General features: G+C 60.0%; 13 protein-coding genes, 6 pseudogenes, 1 riboswitch and 1 other annotated feature. Of the genes and pseudogenes, 8 read left to right on the top strand and 11 right to left on the bottom strand.

Translation table 11 applies throughout. The features are described from left to right. The 4 genes from thiS to NKI52_RS14520 all read right to left on the bottom strand — a co-directional run bounded on the left by thiS (position 1) and on the right by NKI52_RS14520 (position 4,948). Complete coding sequence (gene thiS / locus NKI52_RS14505) at positions 1–198, bottom strand: sulfur carrier protein ThiS (protein WP_126104944.1); 198 nt, start codon at positions 196–198, stop codon at positions 1–3. Next, positions 167–1,168 carry a glycine oxidase ThiO gene (gene thiO / locus NKI52_RS14510; RefSeq protein ID WP_352644411.1) on the bottom strand — a complete coding sequence of 334 codons (1,002 nt, stop codon included), beginning with the start codon at positions 1,166–1,168 and terminating at the stop codon, positions 167–169. Before thiO ends, thiS begins: the two co-directional genes overlap by 32 nt. Beyond that, on the bottom strand, positions 1,165–3,000 hold the full coding sequence (gene thiC / locus NKI52_RS14515; protein ID WP_352698353.1) for a phosphomethylpyrimidine synthase ThiC: 1,836 nt from the start codon (positions 2,998–3,000) through the stop codon (positions 1,165–1,167). The genes thiO and thiC overlap by 4 nt, the downstream gene beginning before the upstream one ends. Before the next feature lie 104 nt (positions 3,001–3,104). Beyond that, positions 3,105–3,221, bottom strand: a riboswitch (TPP riboswitch). Positions 3,222–3,403: 182 nt separating this feature from the next. Then, positions 3,404–4,948 (bottom strand): Fic family protein, encoded by a 1,545-nt coding sequence (locus NKI52_RS14520; protein WP_023679202.1) that lies wholly within the window; start codon positions 4,946–4,948, stop codon positions 3,404–3,406. Between the two features lie 1,005 nt (positions 4,949–5,953). On the opposite strand from NKI52_RS14520, the gene NKI52_RS14525 reads away from it, so the two are divergent. Then, positions 5,954–6,319 (top strand): YybH family protein, encoded by a 366-nt coding sequence (locus NKI52_RS14525; RefSeq protein ID WP_352698354.1) that lies wholly within the window; start codon positions 5,954–5,956, stop codon positions 6,317–6,319. Between the two features lie 828 nt (positions 6,320–7,147). Here NKI52_RS14525 and NKI52_RS14530 read toward each other — a convergent pair. Next, positions 7,148–7,393, bottom strand: a complete 246-nt coding sequence (locus tag NKI52_RS14530; protein WP_084641544.1) for a DUF6074 family protein — start codon at positions 7,391–7,393, stop codon at positions 7,148–7,150. Between the two features lie 471 nt (positions 7,394–7,864). On the opposite strand from NKI52_RS14530, the gene NKI52_RS14535 reads away from it, so the two are divergent. Continuing rightward, on the top strand, positions 7,865–8,647 hold the full coding sequence (locus NKI52_RS14535) for a cysteine hydrolase family protein (RefSeq protein ID WP_352698356.1): 783 nt from the start codon (positions 7,865–7,867) through the stop codon (positions 8,645–8,647). Positions 8,648–8,674: 27 nt separating this feature from the next. Here NKI52_RS14535 and NKI52_RS14540 read toward each other — a convergent pair. The 3 pseudogenes from NKI52_RS14540 to NKI52_RS14550 all read right to left on the bottom strand — a co-directional run. Continuing rightward, positions 8,675–8,821 (bottom strand): annotated as a pseudogene (locus NKI52_RS14540) (transposase domain-containing protein); the annotation flags it as partial. Positions 8,822–8,931: 110 nt separating this feature from the next. After that, positions 8,932–9,150: pseudogene (locus NKI52_RS14545) on the bottom strand (tyrosine-type recombinase/integrase); the annotation flags it as partial. A gap of 390 nt (positions 9,151–9,540) precedes the next feature. After that, positions 9,541–10,047: pseudogene (locus NKI52_RS14550) on the bottom strand (IS3 family transposase); the annotation flags it as partial. Next, positions 9,811–9,927: a sequence feature (AL1L pseudoknot), on the bottom strand. Its footprint overlaps the pseudogene before it by 117 nt. 148 nt (positions 10,048–10,195) lie before the next feature. Here NKI52_RS14550 and NKI52_RS14555 point away from each other — a divergent pair. Beyond that, the gene (locus NKI52_RS14555; protein ID WP_023679195.1) at positions 10,196–10,747 is read left to right on the top strand and encodes a hypothetical protein; all 552 of its coding nucleotides are present in this window, start codon (positions 10,196–10,198) and stop codon (positions 10,745–10,747) included. Positions 10,748–11,133: 386 nt separating this feature from the next. On the opposite strand, the pseudogene NKI52_RS14560 reads toward NKI52_RS14555, so the two are convergent. Both NKI52_RS14560 and NKI52_RS14565 read right to left on the bottom strand, forming a co-directional pair. Next, positions 11,134–11,341, bottom strand: a pseudogene (locus NKI52_RS14560) (IS66 family transposase); the annotation flags it as partial. A 199-nt stretch (positions 11,342–11,540) separates the two neighbouring features. After that, complete coding sequence (locus NKI52_RS14565; RefSeq protein ID WP_023679193.1) at positions 11,541–11,864, bottom strand: DUF3606 domain-containing protein; 324 nt, start codon at positions 11,862–11,864, stop codon at positions 11,541–11,543. A 497-nt stretch (positions 11,865–12,361) separates the two neighbouring features. Between NKI52_RS14565 and NKI52_RS14570 the strand changes: the two genes are divergently transcribed. Both NKI52_RS14570 and NKI52_RS14575 read left to right on the top strand, forming a co-directional pair. Then, positions 12,362–12,661, top strand: coding sequence for a DUF1236 domain-containing protein (locus NKI52_RS14570; RefSeq protein WP_023679192.1), 300 nt, complete (start codon positions 12,362–12,364; stop codon positions 12,659–12,661). A gap of 233 nt (positions 12,662–12,894) precedes the next feature. After that, on the top strand, positions 12,895–13,152 hold the full coding sequence (locus NKI52_RS14575) for a hypothetical protein (RefSeq protein WP_352698359.1): 258 nt from the start codon (positions 12,895–12,897) through the stop codon (positions 13,150–13,152). 77 nt (positions 13,153–13,229) lie between these two features. On the opposite strand, the pseudogene NKI52_RS14580 reads toward NKI52_RS14575, so the two are convergent. Further along, positions 13,230–13,400: pseudogene (locus NKI52_RS14580) on the bottom strand (type II toxin-antitoxin system VapB family antitoxin); the annotation flags it as partial. A 549-nt stretch (positions 13,401–13,949) separates the two neighbouring features. Here NKI52_RS14580 and NKI52_RS14585 point away from each other — a divergent pair. The 3 genes and pseudogenes from NKI52_RS14585 to NKI52_RS14590 all read left to right on the top strand — a co-directional run. Next, positions 13,950–14,734: pseudogene (locus tag NKI52_RS14585) on the top strand (type IV secretory system conjugative DNA transfer family protein); the annotation flags it as partial. Continuing rightward, complete coding sequence (locus NKI52_RS32735) at positions 14,734–15,147, top strand: hypothetical protein (protein ID WP_502897753.1); 414 nt, start codon at positions 14,734–14,736, stop codon at positions 15,145–15,147. The pseudogene NKI52_RS14585 and the gene NKI52_RS32735, both read left to right, overlap by 1 nt. Before the next feature lie 4 nt (positions 15,148–15,151). Next, complete coding sequence (locus tag NKI52_RS14590) at positions 15,152–15,586, top strand: hypothetical protein (RefSeq protein ID WP_023679188.1); 435 nt, start codon at positions 15,152–15,154, stop codon at positions 15,584–15,586. The last annotated feature ends 11 nt before the right edge of the window (positions 15,587–15,597 follow it).

The raw sequence follows: 15,597 nt of genomic DNA on the forward strand, positions 1-15,597 counted from the left end.
CTAGCCTCCCTGCATGGGCGAGAGGATTTCAATCCGGTCGCCATCGCTCAACCGGAATTCTGCCCGGTTGGCCTTATGTACGAGGTCGCTGTTGACGGCGGTCGCCAGCCAATCGCCCTCATAGTCAAGCGCGGCAAGCAGCTCGGCCAGCGTGGTGGCGGCAACCTCATGCGCTTCGCCGTTGACCATCAGTTTCATGAGCAAGCTCCTTGGTTCTGTCTTGATTGAAAACCAGGTCGGCAGCCTGGCGCGCCATGGCGGGGGCGAGAAGAAAACCGTGACGATAGAGCCCATTGATCGCGATGATCTCACCGTTCGTTTCGACGCGCGGCAAATTGTCGGGAAAGGCTGGACGGACGCCGACACCGGCTTCAACGATCTCGGCCTCGCCAAAGGCCGGATGAAGGGCATAGGCGGCACCCAGAAGCTCCATCATCGAACGCGCCGTGACTGGTCGGGCGGACTGGCTTTCAATCATCGTCGCGCCGATCATGAAACGGTGGTCGGTGCGCGGCACTGCATAGAGTGGAAAGCGCGGATGCAGCATCCTGACGGGGCGCGACAGCGAGAAGTCTGGCGTGTTTAGGATCAGCATTTCGCCGCGAACGCCGCGAAGCCTGTCATCGACGGCGGCCATCCCCGGGCAGTCGATCTGACGATCGAAACCGGAAACATGCCGGGCGTCGGTGCCGAAGTGGAATTTGACACCCATGGCTGCGAGCTTGTCATGAAGTGCTGCCATCGCCTGGCGCGGGTCGAGATGAGCCTCATCTGGGAAGAGCAGTCCGCGCCGGAAGCGGCCGGCGAGGTCGGGTTCCAGGAGCGCAATTTCGTCTTCATCGACACGCCGATGGCCCGACGTGCGGCTGGCGAAGCGGTCGAGCTCGCCGGCATCACGCGGGGGGGCCACGACAAGTGTTCCGCCCCGTGTCACCTGACCCGGCAGCACCGCATCCCACCAGTCGGCAGCGTCACGTCCAAGGTCCAGCACCGGCTGCTCGGCGCTTTCACGCTCGCACCATGGCGCCAGCATGCCGCCGGCGAACCACGACGCATTGCCTCCAAGGCCATGCCGGATCTCGGCGACAGTGACCGTCGCGCCGCGGGCGGCGAGTTCGAAGGCGGCGGTGAGGCCGGCGACGCCGGCCCCCTTTATCAGCACCTTCATGATGGCTTACCTGGCTGAGGCGTGAGCGGTGCGCCGGTCTCGTCCGCTGGCACGTAGAGATCGCCGCCCTCGCGGTATTTCGCCGCCATCGCCGCCATGCCCTCTTTCTGTGCCTCGGCGCGGATGTCGTGAGAGATGCGCATCGAGCAGAATTTCGGTCCGCACATCGAGCAGAAATGCGCCAGCTTGTGCGCCTCCTTGGGCAAGGTCTGGTCGTGGAAGGACCGTGCGGTTTCGGGGTCGAGCGACAGGTTGAACTGGTCCTCCCAGCGGAACTCGAAGCGCGCGCGGGAAAGGGCGTCATCCCTGACTTTCGCCGCCGGGTGGCCCTTCGCCAGGTCGGCCGCGTGCGCTGCGATCTTGTAGGTGATCACGCCGGTCTTGACGTCATCGCGGTCGGGAAGGCCGAGATGCTCCTTGGGCGTGACGTAGCAGAGCATGGCCGTTCCGAACCAGCCGATCATCGCCGCGCCGATGCCGGAAGTGATGTGGTCGTAGCCCGGCGCGATGTCGGTCGTCAGCGGTCCAAGCGTATAGAACGGCGCCTCGCCACAGACGGCGAGCTGCTTGTCCATGTTCGCCTTGATCTTGTGCATCGGCACGTGGCCGGGCCCCTCGATCATCACCTGGCAATCTTTCGCCCAGGCGATCTGCGTCAGCTCGCCGAGCGTTTCCAGCTCGGCGAATTGCGCCGCGTCGTTGGCATCGGCAATCGAGCCGGGACGAAGGCCGTCGCCGAGCGAAAAGGACACATCATAGGCGCGGCAGATGTCGCAGATTTCAGCGAAACGCTCGTAGAGGAAGCTCTCCCGGTGATGGTGCAGGCACCATTTGGCCATGATGGAGCCGCCGCGCGAGACGATACCCGTGACCCGGTCAACGGTCAGCGGGATGTAGTGCAGCCGCACGCCGGCATGGATGGTGAAATAGTCGACGCCCTGTTCGGCCTGCTCGACCAGCGTGTCGCGATACACTTCCCAGGTCAGGTCCTCGGCAATGCCGCCGACCTTTTCGAGCGCCTGGTAGAGCGGCACAGTGCCGATCGGCACCGGCGCATTGCGCACGATCCATTCGCGGATGTTGTGGATGTTGCGGCCGGTCGATAGGTCCATCACTGTGTCGGCGCCCCAGCGGATCGCCCACACCATTTTTTCGACCTCTTCCGCCATCGAGGAGGTGACGGCGGAATTACCGATATTGGCGTTGATCTTCACCAGGAAATTGCGGCCGATGATCATCGGCTCGCTCTCGGGATGATTGATGTTGGCGGGAATGATCGCGCGTCCGCGCGCTACCTCTTCGCGCACGAATTCAGGCGTGACGAAGTCGGGGATCGCCGCGCCGAAGGCCTCGCCGTCGCGCTCAAGCTTGCCGTGCAGGATCTCGCGACCAAGGTTCTCGCGGATGGCGACGAACTCCATTTCGGGCGTGATGATGCCAGCGCGCGCATAGGCAAGCTGTGTCACCGCCTTGCCGGTCTGGGCCCGGAGTGGCCGGTTGCGGACTGGAAATTCCGGTGTTAGGCGCTCGCCCGCCGCAAACCCATTGTCTTCTGGCCGGACGTGGCGGCCGTCATAGGCTTCGACATCGCCGCGCGCGGTGACCCATTCATGGCGAAGCCGTGCAAGGCCGTTTTCGATGCTGGTTTCGACAGTCGGGTCGGTATAGGGGCCGGACGGATCGTAAGCGGTCACCGGCGGCTCGCCTGCCGTCGGATGGACGGAGATTTCGCGCATCGGCACCCTGAGCTGCGGGTGGATGGTACCGGATTTGTGGATTTTGCGTGAGGCAGGCAGCGGTCCCGTCGAGACGGCGGGGGTGAGGGCATTCATCTTGAGGCTCCTTTGCTCGTTGCATTGGAGACCCAGTTCTGTGCCGGAAGGATGAAAAGACGCTTCTAGCGACCTGCTGAAACAGGACCTCGGGCGTAAACTCCCGCAAAGCGCTTGCACCGTCCCTACGCCAGTATGAACTGGATCAGGTTCAACGGGTCACTGCGCCGCGAATGCCAGCAGTATCTCAGCCCCTTGCCGGGACTCCCCTGGTGAATGCGTGAGGTTGGACGGGACGGCTCCGGTTTGTCAAGCGCGTTCTGGCCGCGGCTGATCGGCGGCCGGTCAGACCGTGCGGAAAAAATCGTGCATGTCTCGGCGACAAGTCAAGCGTCGGAGATGAAGGCAGGGACAAGGGAATCGCAAACCGTCGGACTAAAAATCAATCCTGATGATCACACCTTCAATGGGCACCAAAGGTTTGCGCGTAGATCGCCTCGATTCTTCCTGCCTCGTCACTGGTCAGCGCGGCGAATTCCTTTTCGCGCGCGCGGTTCGATAGATGTCCATCATTCTGGTGAAGAAAACGGAAGAGCAGATCGGTCAACCGCTCGGGCATGTCGATAAAGGCGTCCACCTGCTGCCGGAACTGATCGTAGCGCTGCAGAAATGCGGTTTCCTCGGGAAGGTCCCGTTCGATCGTCCGCTGAACGCAAGCATAGAGGAATTCGGCGTGCGGGGTTGCATCGAAGAACCGGTAGAAATCACCGGTGTCATTCAGCACCCGGACGTTGAATTGCGGCGTCGGTTCCCATTCCACCAACGGCAGAAGGCGCTGCGAATAGCTCTCGAGCACGCCCCTGTACTCGTTGATCTGGTCCAGGATCGCGGCCGAGACGGGAAAGACCACTCCCGGCGGATTGAAGCCGCGCATGGCAAGGACGTGGTGGATTAGGTAGCGGTGAATGCGGCCGTTTCCGTCCTCGAACGGGTGAATGTAGACAAAACCGAAGGCGAGGATTGCGGCGGCTACGACTGCATCAAGCTTTTGCGCGGGGCCCTGATCGAACGCCGCCATTCCATCGATTAGCCGCGGCAGGTCCTCGGGCCGAGCGCTGATGTGATCGGGCAAGGGCGTGCCGTTGTCTCGGTCATGCTCACCGACGAAACCTCCTTCTTTTCGGAAGCCAAGTCTTACGAAACGAGCGTCACCAAGTACAATTCTTTGCAGACGCAGCAGCTCATCGCGATCGATCGGCCAGCGGCCGGCTTCGCCGATGGCGCGGCCCCAGCGCTGGATGCGATCTTGCGGCGGGTGCTCGCCCTCGATCGCATAGCTTGATCGCGAGTCTTTGAGCAAAAGAAAGGCGGCGGTCCGAGCAAGGAGGTCGCGCGGCACGTCCGCTACGATTGCCTCCGCGCGCCGCGGTAGTTCAAGGCCGATGAATTTTTCGAGAATCTTGGTGCGGAACACCAGAGGGCAGAACTCACGCGTGCCGGGGAGATTGTCCCTTACGCGATAGCGCGAAGCGGTCTTGTCGGGTCCGGGCCACTGCAGCTCGGGATCGACAACCGGAATGTATCGTCCGGCCTCCGCGTCCGGCAGATCGATACGCGCGCCCCTCAGCCATTCATATAAAAACCAGATGCGGCGGGCATAACTGCCGGTCGGGCTTTCACGTACCAGCGCCTCGATCGGCGCGGGACCGGTCACTTGGAACAGCCGCTTGAGGACGGCAAGGTCCAGTCCCTCGTACTTGAGCGCAAAGGTCAGGTGGCCTTCGAGGGTAGGATTTGGGGCATGGCGGGGGGTCATGATCCGCCAGCCTTCCCGTTCGGTAATGCGATGATGCTCGCCAGTGGCGAACAACCTACGGGGCAAGGGCGCGGCGAGCCTGTAGGCTCCGATCAGGGCGCTGTACCCGGCCGGGGTCGCCGTTTCAGGAAGGCGGATTTCCTGAAAAACGGTAACAGGACCTGAAAATTGGTGCTGTTGCACCGCAGGCATGAAAAGCGAATCCTTCCATCGAATTTTGGTTTAGTCGGCCAAAACCTATGAAAAATGATTCTATTCCATGAAAATTGATGCCACAAGACAAATTTTCCGAAAACCGATTCTAAAACGGTGCTGAAGTCGATCAAGCAAGAACTCCGCCACCCGCTCAAGGAAGCGACTTCAGACAAAAAGGTGAGTCCAGGAACCGCCATTCGCCCGTCTCTTAGTCACGAGGCCGGCACGGATGGCCCGCCTTACGTCGAGCCGGATTGCTCGAGGAGCAGCGCGCCGTTCGGGGCTCACTCATAGAGCGCTCCGGCGCGCGATCCCGATTTGATAGCCGCGATCACGCTCGCGACTGATCTTGGTGACGTGGCGGCGTCGGAGTAGAAAAGTGATGCAGGATCTCGGTGGCGTCGTGTGTGTGACCTGAAGTGAGTTCTCTGCGGTATGGGGGGCGGCACGCAGCGCGCGCGTCTTCTCGGCAAACAGATCGACGAAGCGGCACCGAAGGGAAGTTCCTGGCATTCATTCTCGCCATCGCTGCCCCAATTTGCCGACCGGACTGCCGATCGATCTCGCCCAATACTTTGCGCGCGCAAGGGCCGAAGCTGAACTGGGCGGCACCTGCTCATTCGGGAGCTAACTCATGCTTGGCGCGCTAGCCCGAGAGAGCTGTGCCTGATCGAATGCGTGAAATCGTAGCTCGGGGTGGAGAGGCTGACGCCGCCATCTGTCACCCGCCTTCGGGCTGTAACGGAACTTGCGAGCAAAGCCACGGAAAAGCATCATTCGAACGAACTCTTTCGTCGAGACGAGGAGGGCAGTGAGGCGGTAGCCGCCGCTTTGAAGCTCTCCGGCAGCTGCTACGCTGGTCGTTCAGAGGGTCGCAGCTGCGCTTGCGCCGTCATATCAGATAAGTCTAATATAATCCGCGCCTGGCCATCGAACGCCGCGGCGCCCTCGGGTCGGCGCTATTCATCGGGTGGGCATGTCGGGCACGCAAGGGAGGACGAAATGAGACTGGTTCAGTCATTTGCATTTGCTGCTGTGCTGCTTCTTTCGTCTGCATTGTCTGCGGCCGCCCACTCGGCTCGTGAGGAGATCGAAGCGGCGTTGGTAAAATTCATGGACGCCTTCAACAGCGGAAACGCAGCAGCGGTAGGTCAAATGTATACCGACGATGCCGCCCTGCTGCCACCCGACGGCAAACGCGTCGATGACCGCAAGGGCGTGGAAGAATTCTGGCAGGGCGCAATCAAGGCCGGGATGAAGAATCTCACCCTGAAGGCGCTGGAAGTGGAAGGGAGCGGGAATCTGGTGCTCTATTGCCAGCGCTGTCGAGTGGCAGGACGATGGGGACCGGCTAACCGCGCGGTATAGCTTCGGTCTGGCGCGCTTTCCAATGGATTTGCCGCCAATTTGGCGGATCGCTGATCAGTCGCGGTGATTGCGACCACGTCACCAATTCCAATTCCCCGCTTCATGAAACGAGTCTGGAGCGTGCTTAAGCAAGGGATTGCTAATGTGCGAGACAGCACGCTTAGCTCTAGCGGGTATGGCCCAGCGGCTTGGTTGAGGGGGGACTAGCAGCTAGAGGCCGCTGGGCCTTGACCAGCAGCATGCTTAAGAGGAGGCGCTGGCTGGCTGGCCAAAAACTTGCGCTCAAGGCAACGCAAAAGCATCATTCGAACGGACACTGCCCGCCAGAAGCTTATTCCAGCCAATAGAGCCACCATGGAATGCAAGCCCAGCAAACCGGATTCACCAAACATCGCATCAGGACCTGCGCTTGCCCGTCCATGGCCGCGCCAGTCCTTCGGCATTCAGCATTGCGACGCGGAGCAGCCAGCCGACCCATTATAGACCGCGACGGACGGTGATTAGGGCCAGCGCGGCGATAGGCAGCGAGCGTAACCATTGGCGTAAGTGGAGTGTTTCACGATCTCAACTGGTTGGCTCCGCCAGGTTTCCAGCTGGCTGCCACCGGGCACGTGCCAGCTGGAGTAAACAATGAAATATTCGAAACCGGTTTTTGGGCGGGAGCCGCGCTAGCTGCCTGCCTTTTGCCGAAACCGGCTTGGCCGAGCCAGTTCGGCTGCGCATATTGCAATGAGGGGTGAGAAACCTGGCATTCGACGGGAGCAGTGCAGTAACATGTGCGAAGCCTAGTAGAGTCTGCAAGCGGCAATCATTCGTCGTGAGTCGACGCTAGTGTGTGCGTTTCGCAGCACTCCGGCTGGCTATCTCGCGTAAGACGGCATGAAGAAGCGTTCCAATTTCCTGTTCGGCGCGCCCGGGTGCAATTCCTGATTCGGACAACTGAACGAGAATTGTCTTGGCGGTGCTGCGCCAGAACGCATTCGCCTCCTCGCCGTTCTTGGATTCCAGCACGCGGGCAACTCCCTCGACCAACTTCCGCCGCCGATATAGCGGAAACGCCCTTATGTTTGACACCGATCACCTCACCCATTCAGTCTCGCGATTAAGCATTGGCGGGTTAGAAAATCTGGTTAACGGCGTATTCTTTTTGGTAGTAGTAAGAGTTCTGTGCGGGCGGTGAACGGTGCCGCGATTAGCCAATGAGCGCGATGGCTTGGGCGCAAACTGTCGGGCAGGAATGGGTAAGAGCGGACATTGGCCGATCTCCGCTCTTCAGGGCCGGAAAAATCTCGACAATGCTCCCAATCGATTCCAGATCGAAGGACGACGTCGTCAGAGCCGGTGTCATTGGCTGGCGTTCCGGAATAGCCGATGTCGTCACAATAGGATTTGATCGTCGCTGCTGCGCGACGGAGCAAGCCGGCACGCTCCGGCATCGTCAGCCGATCGACTTCATTGCCCCGCGCAGCAGTATAACCGCTGTTCCTGGGGCTCCCAAGCAGGATGTAGCTCTCCCTTTTGTTGACGCGATGTAGGTGGCCGATCATGATAACCAAGGGCGCAAAGAGCGACCCTCATGCTGGTGGGAGGATAAAAATGCAGCCACTTGTCATAGACGCGAAGCCTCAACCTATTTCAATTGATCCCGCTAACGCTGCAGTTCTCGTGGTGGACATGCAAAATGACTTCGGCTCCAAAGGTGGAATGTTCGACAGAGCCGGAATCGATATCTCCGGGATTCAACGGGCTGTCGACCCTACTGCAAGTGTAATAGCTGCCGCTCGCAATTTGAGAGTGCCCATCGTCTATCTGAAGATGGGGTATTATTCCGACCTCTCGGACCTTGGGACATCGGACGCCCCCAACCGTATCCGACATCTCCAGATCTTTGGGGTCGGTGAGAGCATGACAGCCCCGGACGGTAGCGAGGGCCGGATTCTGATCCGCGACACCTGGGGAACAGATATCGTTAACGTCCTCAAGCCAGAGGCAGGGGATGTCGTCCTCTACAAAACGCGGTTCAGCGGTTTCTACGAGACCGAACTCGATTCTGTTCTGAAGACCGCAGGCATCAAACACCTCATCGTGACAGGATGCACGACCAGCGTGTGTGTGGAGTCGACAATTCGGGATGCCTTCTTCAGGGACTATCACTGCATACTGCTAACGGATTGCACTAGCGAGCCCATCTCCTGGGACGCCTCAAGGAGCAATCATGATGCCTCGATCACGCTCGTGCAGATACTCTTTGGATGGACATCGACGTCCGACCATTTCCTGAAGGCGATCGAGGAGCGAGTTCAGGGGGGTCTTGAACTAGCCGAATGAACTGGCGAGGCCGCGTATCACCCGAATTCAGATCACGGCCTTGAGATTGGGTGCGGTGACGTAGGCCCATGGCAGGAGATCGTCGATTCGGCTGTTGGGATAGCCGTTGACGATCCTAGTGAGGACGTCGGCGAGATAGCCGAGCGGCTCGATGCCGTTAAGTTTGCATGTTTGTGCCGACCGTCGAACTATGCCGAGTGCCTCTTTCACCATGGCGGCCAGAGCGTGCTTCTCCCGCCGTTTGGCCGCAGGCCAGTCGTTGACACTCGGCATAGTTCTCATGCTCAAAGGGCGTTCAGGAATTCCAGAAGCCGGTCGTTTGGTCGAAATCGCTCGGCTTTGGCGCGTTCGTACGGCTTCAGCTTGGCGAGTGCGGATTCCTTCAGCTCAAGATGTGCGTGAAGATAGATCAGCGTCGTTTCCATCGTCTCATGGCCCAGCCACAGGGCAATGACCGAGCAATCGACACCCGCCTGCAGCAATTCCACGGCGGCGGTGTGCCGCTTATGTCTTGGTCGACATAGACGGCACACCTGCGCCATGCACACGCTGCAGGCGACCCGGGATGTCCGCAAAGTCTCGCTCTGGCTCGGTCACGCCAGCCTCCAAAGCACTGAAATCTACCTGCGGGCCGAGCCGACCGCTTGCCGCGATGGCGCCACCGTCGCTCAAGTCGGGTCGCTTCCGCACTCCCGCCAGGCTGCTGGCAGTGCTGAAGTCCGTCAGCCGATCGGCAGATTATGTCGAGTGATCGCTGCTCAAATACCGCAGGCGGCAAGCAATTGCCGCTGCGGACTCCGCATAATCAGACGCTCCACGTAATTCCGGAAGTCGACTGGCCTCGTCGCCACCATGACCTTGACCGCACCAGTCGGCCCGATCACGACGTCACCGGGCGCGGCCTTGTCGCTGATCGTGGTTCTGAACGGCCTGCCGCCGATGGCGCCGTTCAGCCCGGTCTCCCGCATCAATCGTTCAATGGTGCAGCGGGCCACATCGAAGCCTTCGCGCTTCAATTGCCGCCACACCTTGCGCACGCAATAGACGGCGAAGTTCTCTGCAAACACTCTTGTGATCTCCGGCTTCAGAGCTAAATCCCGTTTCGCCCGCAATGACAGGCGGGAAGGATCGTGGTGTTGTGCCGCACGCGCGTGATAGGTGGACGGGGCAATCGGCAGAACCCTGCAGATTGGCTCGATCCCGTAGTCGCCACGATGATCATCAATGAAGGCGATCATTTTTTGAACGGGCGGTCGAGCTCCCCCTTGGCAAAATAAGCGGATGCTTTCCGCAGGATCTCATTGGCCTGCCGAAGCTCCCGGTTCTCCCGCTCCAGAGCCTTCATCCGCTCCGTCATTTCGGTGGGGAACCCCTGCACGTTGGCCGCTGTCCACCTCCATCCGCTTCAGCCAGCCATCCAGTGCGGCTGGCGTGAGATAACGAGCCGCCACGTTTCACTCAGAACCCCGGCCCCGGCCGGGGTTTTTCATTTGCCCGGGTGATGCTAGGCTTGATAGTCTCTCTTCCGCATTTGCTTCGGGGGATGCCATGCGCACGATCGTTTTGCTGTGCAGTGCCGTGCTTTTCTCGCTCGCCCACATCCCGGCCCGCGCCGAGGAACCTTCGGTCGAACGCGGCCTCTACGTCTCGATTACCGGCGGCTGCCACGACTGTCACACCATGGGTTATCGGGAAAGCGGCGGGAAGATCGACCCGGAGAAGGCGCTCAAGGGCAGCAACATCGGTTTTCGGGGTCCATGGGGGACGAGCTATCCGGCCAACCTGCGGCTCATGGTGGCAGACGACGGCGAAGATGAGTTCGTGCGCATTGCCCGCTTTTTCGACGCAGCGCCGCCAATGCCCTGGTACAATCTCCGCAAGATGGACGAAACCGACGTGCGCTCGCTCTACCGCTATATCCGGTCGCTTGGCCCCGCCGGAGCGGCAGCACCGCAGCTGGTTGCGCCCGGCGAAAAGGTGATGACGCCCTTCATCGTGCTGGAGCCGCCGCAGATGCCGCCGCCCTGCAGTCGCGATCTCGATTGCGGCATAGGTGAAATCTGCGGCACAGCGGAACCGCGGATGTGCGTTAAGCGGTAGGCCTCAGAACAGCCGTCTGGCTTCGGTCGGGGTTTTTATTTGTCGCCATGGTGATATGTTGCCCGCATGGCGAAGTTTCGCAGGTTCTGGAGGCCAGGGGAAGGGGGGAGATGCAAAGATAGCCCCGGCCATAATTGCTCCCATCATGACCGAAATTGCTGCGGCAATGGACGTCCAATTTGCCCACACGGCGCCGGCTTTTTTAGTGTTTGACCGTGCCTTCAACTCTGCTCTCATACACGGATATCGCCACTCTCACGCTGCTGACGACGCCATGCTTGGACCAATGGGCACCTTCCGGTTGCGTTTCGAACGCTTTGCCGCCCCATGTTTTGAGGCACAGCGCTGCCATGGAGCTGCTGCAGGCGGGCGTCGATTGTTCGGTCCCGCTCGACGGTGTTGCTGTCAATCTCGATGCGACCGTCGTCGAGGAAGCGCGAGAGGCCCTCCCAGCGCGTGAGAGTGTAGCGGATCGTCTCGGCGAGCTTTGTCTTGTGGCTGATCAGGCCGAGCTTCTCGCGCAGCCAAGGTTCGAGATCGGCGACAATAGCGCGGCTCCTTTCCTGGCGACGCACGGCGTTCGTCTGCCGACCTCGTCACTCCAAACCTGGTCGAAAACGCGTTGGCGAAGCTCTGGATCGGACGGGTATAAACCGGCCTGTTGAAAGGGATTTTTGGAACCCCCATGCTTCAGAAAGGCCGTCACTGGTGATCAAAATTAGCGCCCGTCGGGATGAACTAGTGAACGGTATGTAAAAGGAGGACATTTGCAATGATTGTCCGCCCCAACCGGCTACGAAAATTGTCCCCAACTGGCGGTTGGTAGACGCCAAGCAGCCGCGCACGTATCGTTTTTTACGATCGGTCGCACCGGGCACAGCCCACCCCAGCGCCCACGCCCCCGTGCTCGGCGCATCGATCGACCCGTCGTGCTGTAGAGTGCGGCGGGTTTTTCAATGCCGATCTCGCAGCTCTTCACTGCCTTGGTGAGGGTCAGACGGTCGTTGCCGTTCTTTTTGATCAGCTTGCTGACCTGGCTCGGCAACACGCCATTTTCCCGCGCGAAATGTTCCACCTCATAAAGCGCATCGACCGACAGGCGGCCTCGGTCGAACAAGTGAACGAGTCTCGATTGCTTTTGTTCTCGTCCATTTCCGTTCCTACTCACTCGACATCCGACGCAGCTGGGAAATGAGGATCCGTCCGCCAATCGAGGAATGGCGGGCGGATCCTATCAGCGCAGGAAGGGACTTTTCTGGGCAGATACAAATTCGGGGCTGTTGGAGCGTCATTTCTGACTAGCGAGCATCAGCTAGCAACCATTCCTATCACCAAGAAGGTGATGGAGACGGCGAAAACCGGTGCAAGCAGCCAGCGAGCTTGGTGGACACTGTTCTCCATAGGCTCCTCCGTTGAGCGACGCCAACGAGTACGAACAGACACAGCTCCGGGTGGCTGCATGTGCGGGGCTATTGCGCGCTGCAGCGCAGACTTTGGTCCTATGCACGGCTAGACCGAAGGCTCAGTGAGGAACGTCTGCACAAGCTTCATGTCTGGGGGAGCTTTGGCGCAAAGTTTCGCGCCCAGTGCAAGAGAGCTCACAAGGAGATAGCTATGAGAATGCGTCTTTCCACCGCAGCCGCGGGATTTCTGCTGCTGGCTGGTGTCGGTGCTGCCGCCGCTCAGGACGTGGTGATCGACCCGGAACAGGAGACGGTGATTAAGGAATATGTGAAAAAGCAGCCACTCGCTTCGGTGAAAATTCCTGGAGTGGAGCTCAATATCGGCTCAACCCTGCCCGACACAGTTGAGCTTCATGAGGTCCCGAACGTCAAATACCGCTACGTCGTCGTCGACAACCGGACCGTTGTCGTTGATCCAGGCACACGCAAGATCGTCAAAGTCATCCAGTGACCTGAACGATTTGGGGAGGAGAAGCCCGCCGTTACCAAGTTAGGCGGCGCGGGGACGAAGCGTGTTTGATAGGCTGTCGGGCGGCAATCGATCTATAGATCCGCCAGCACCAGGCCTTGGGCAACGCTTGATCAACCCGCCGTGCTGATGGGCACGGCGGGTTTTTCCAGATGGAGGAGGGTTAGAATACGTTGTTAATTTATAATAGCTTTGCCGCGGGAGGCGATCAAATCATGGACAAAAGGGTCGAGGGAGACTCGGAGGAACTGGCGCGGGGCGAATTCGAGCTCAGAGCCGAACGGTATGGCGTGAACGCCTTCCTTCTCGTTGTCGAACTTTTAAACCTGCTGGAAAAGCGCGGAACCATCAGCAGCGACGACGTCGCGAAAATGGCCGATGCCGCAGCACTGGCTGTTGCCGCATCCAGTCAACCTGACATGAGCAGCATTAATCTCTTGCAGGCCATCGCTGCCGCGCGCCACTCCAAATAACGGCTGTCGAGAGCGTTTTTCAGCTATTCCAAGTCCATGTCCAAACGGGGTTGCGAGGAGGTCCTATCGATTGCGCACTAAGCGTCCTTGCTGGCCGCGCCCCCGATGATCTCGTCGGCGCTGCGAGCATCGAGCACGGGCAGGGCGGCCCAGCGCCGGCGGCTGGCAGCTAGGTCTTCCAGCATTGCCGGCTTGCGAGCGTCGGATCCGAATCGACGTAGGCGCTCCTCCAGCGCGCGCTGCGAAGCGGAGCTAAACCCAACGCACGGGTTCGTTCCCGATAACGTCGCGCTTTGGCGCGGTTGCGGCAGTCTCCATTGAGAACCAGCGACGGTCCTGCAGCCGGCTTTCGTCGACAAATAGCCACCGCAGCCGCGATCATCTTGCAATTTGTGGATCTTATGCGCGGCTGCACGTGATCAGGTCGTCGGCAGACAGTGCGATCGGGCACAAGAGATCGAGCGGCTCTGGGCCGGACGTTCCATGTGCCAGGTGTCGGACCCCTTTCCCATTCGAGGCGCAAGTGGGATAGTTGTGCAGATCTGCGATTTAGTTGATCTCCTTCACGACCACCAGAATGAGAACAGTCACGATTGTTCCAGGTGGTGCAATGGCAACGACCCGAATCTGATCTCTCCGCCCAAGTGAAATACTTTCCAAAGTAGTCTCGCACCGAATTCTGCAAGTCTTTCTATCTCACAGTACGTCCTGCCGCTTTTGACAACTCCTTCCGCTTGCATATCTCGACACTCGGTCTTTCTTCGTTGTTCGGGTGATTCAGATCGGAGAAACGACAAGTGCCGGCAACCAAGATTTTGTGGGGACAGGTCCTCACCACCCTTGGGTTCGTCCTCGTGACAACATGGGCAGCGACACAATGGACGGCATGGCGGCTCGGCTTTCAGAGCCAACTCGGTCCGTCCTGGTTCGAACTGGCGGGACGGCCCATTTATCCCCCGCCGGCATTTTTCTGGTGGTGGTTTTTCTATGACGCCTACGCGCCGAAGGTCTTTGTTGAGGGCGCGGCGATTGCGGCAAGCGGCAGCCTGATGGCGATCGCCACCGCGATCGGGATGTCGGTATGGCGCGCGCGCGAGGCAAAGGACTCCGCGACCTATGGCTCGGCACGCTGGGCGACGCGAGCCGAAATCAGAGCCGCAGGCATAGTCGGTCCTGATGGCGTGGTGCTCGGCAAGCTCGACCACGACTATCTACGCCATGACGGTCCCGAACACGTGCTGTGTTTTGCGCCGACCCGAAGCGGCAAGGGTGTTGGCTTGGTCGTGCCGTCGCTGCTGACTTGGCCGGGTTCGGCAATTGTCCACGACATCAAAGGCGAAAACTGGGAACTGACGGCCGGATGGCGCGCACATTTCGGCCGGGTGCTTCTGTTCGATCCGACCAATGCCGCATCCGCGGCCTATAACCCTCTGCTGGAGGTGCGACGAGGCGAGCGGGAAGTTCGAGATGTGCAGAACGTGGCGGATGTCCTGGTCGACCCGGAAGGCACATTGGAACGTTGCGCGCCATGATGCTGACCCGGCATTTGGGCGAAGCCGGCCCGCACCCGGTCGTGGCGTCATGATCTCGGGCCAGTTCCCAATCCGAGCGAAGAAGGCACGCTACTTCGCCGATCAGCGGCTTGCCGAGCGTGTCCTGCCGCCACCGAAAGCCGGAGAGAGCATGCAAAACGCTCGCTCTGACGACTGGACCGGAACGACAGTCTTTGCTGAGCCGGAAGGCAATCCTCAAAAATCGTGGCGCGCCAAGGATCAGCAGGACGACGATCCGGCCAATGGCGGCATCCGCCGCCAGCCCGAGCTTCCCGAACATGAGGACATCGCACCGGAGCGAACAACACAGCGCGACGATGAGTTCGATCTTGACCGGGACGAGCCCGACGATGACGCCATGCGCCGTCGTGGTGTCGATCAGGCTATGAGGCGCGCAGCACGTCAGGCCGCTCTTGACCCCAGTGATGGCATTGAGCTTTGAGCCCATGAAGAACGCGAAGAAAAAACGTCTGTCTGCCTATCTTGATCCTGACGTGATGAACGGACTGGCCGATTACGCTGGGCGGCGCGAGGTCTCGCTGTCACTGGTCGCCGAGGCTGCGCTCGCATCGTTTCTGTCGCCGGATGCCGAAGAGCGGAAGCAAGCGGCGATAACTCGCCGTCTCGACCAGATCGATCGACGCGTACAGCGTGTCGAGCGTGACGTCGGAATTGCTATTGAGACGCTAGCATTGTTCGTCCGGTTTTGGCTCAACTCGACCCCAGCCTTGCCGGAATCCGCTCAGGCCGAAGCCCGCGCGAAGGGTTTGCAGCGTTATGACAATTTCGTCGATGCGCTCGGTCGCCGGCTGAGCAAAGGACCAAGGCTCAGGCAGGAAATAGCCGACGATGTTCCGCCAGTACCGCCAGTGAACGGATGAATCAGCCGGCA

This window comes from Mesorhizobium sp. M0590, from assembly GCF_040320905.1.
Taxonomy (GTDB): Bacteria; Pseudomonadota; Alphaproteobacteria; order Rhizobiales; family Rhizobiaceae; genus Mesorhizobium.

Excerpts from the sequence above, each read along its gene's own strand:
- thiS (WP_126104944.1), bottom strand. The coding sequence starts at position 198 with ATGAAACTGATGGTCAACGGCGAAGCGCATGAGGTTGCCGCCACCACG.
- thiO (WP_352644411.1), bottom strand. The coding sequence starts at position 1,168 with ATGAAGGTGCTGATAAAGGGGGCCGGCGTCGCCGGCCTCACCGCCGCC.
- thiC (WP_352698353.1), bottom strand. The coding sequence starts at position 3,000 with ATGAATGCCCTCACCCCCGCCGTCTCGACGGGACCGCTGCCTGCCTCA.
- NKI52_RS14520 (WP_023679202.1), bottom strand. The coding sequence starts at position 4,948 with ATGCCTGCGGTGCAACAGCACCAATTTTCAGGTCCTGTTACCGTTTTT.
- NKI52_RS14525 (WP_352698354.1), top strand. The coding sequence starts at position 5,954 with ATGAGACTGGTTCAGTCATTTGCATTTGCTGCTGTGCTGCTTCTTTCG.
- NKI52_RS14535 (WP_352698356.1), top strand. The coding sequence starts at position 7,865 with ATGATAACCAAGGGCGCAAAGAGCGACCCTCATGCTGGTGGGAGGATA.
- NKI52_RS14555 (WP_023679195.1), top strand. The coding sequence starts at position 10,196 with ATGCGCACGATCGTTTTGCTGTGCAGTGCCGTGCTTTTCTCGCTCGCC.
- NKI52_RS14570 (WP_023679192.1), top strand. The coding sequence starts at position 12,362 with ATGAGAATGCGTCTTTCCACCGCAGCCGCGGGATTTCTGCTGCTGGCT.
- NKI52_RS14575 (WP_352698359.1), top strand. The coding sequence starts at position 12,895 with ATGGACAAAAGGGTCGAGGGAGACTCGGAGGAACTGGCGCGGGGCGAA.
- NKI52_RS32735 (WP_502897753.1), top strand. The coding sequence starts at position 14,734 with ATGATCTCGGGCCAGTTCCCAATCCGAGCGAAGAAGGCACGCTACTTC.
- NKI52_RS14590 (WP_023679188.1), top strand. The coding sequence starts at position 15,152 with ATGAAGAACGCGAAGAAAAAACGTCTGTCTGCCTATCTTGATCCTGAC.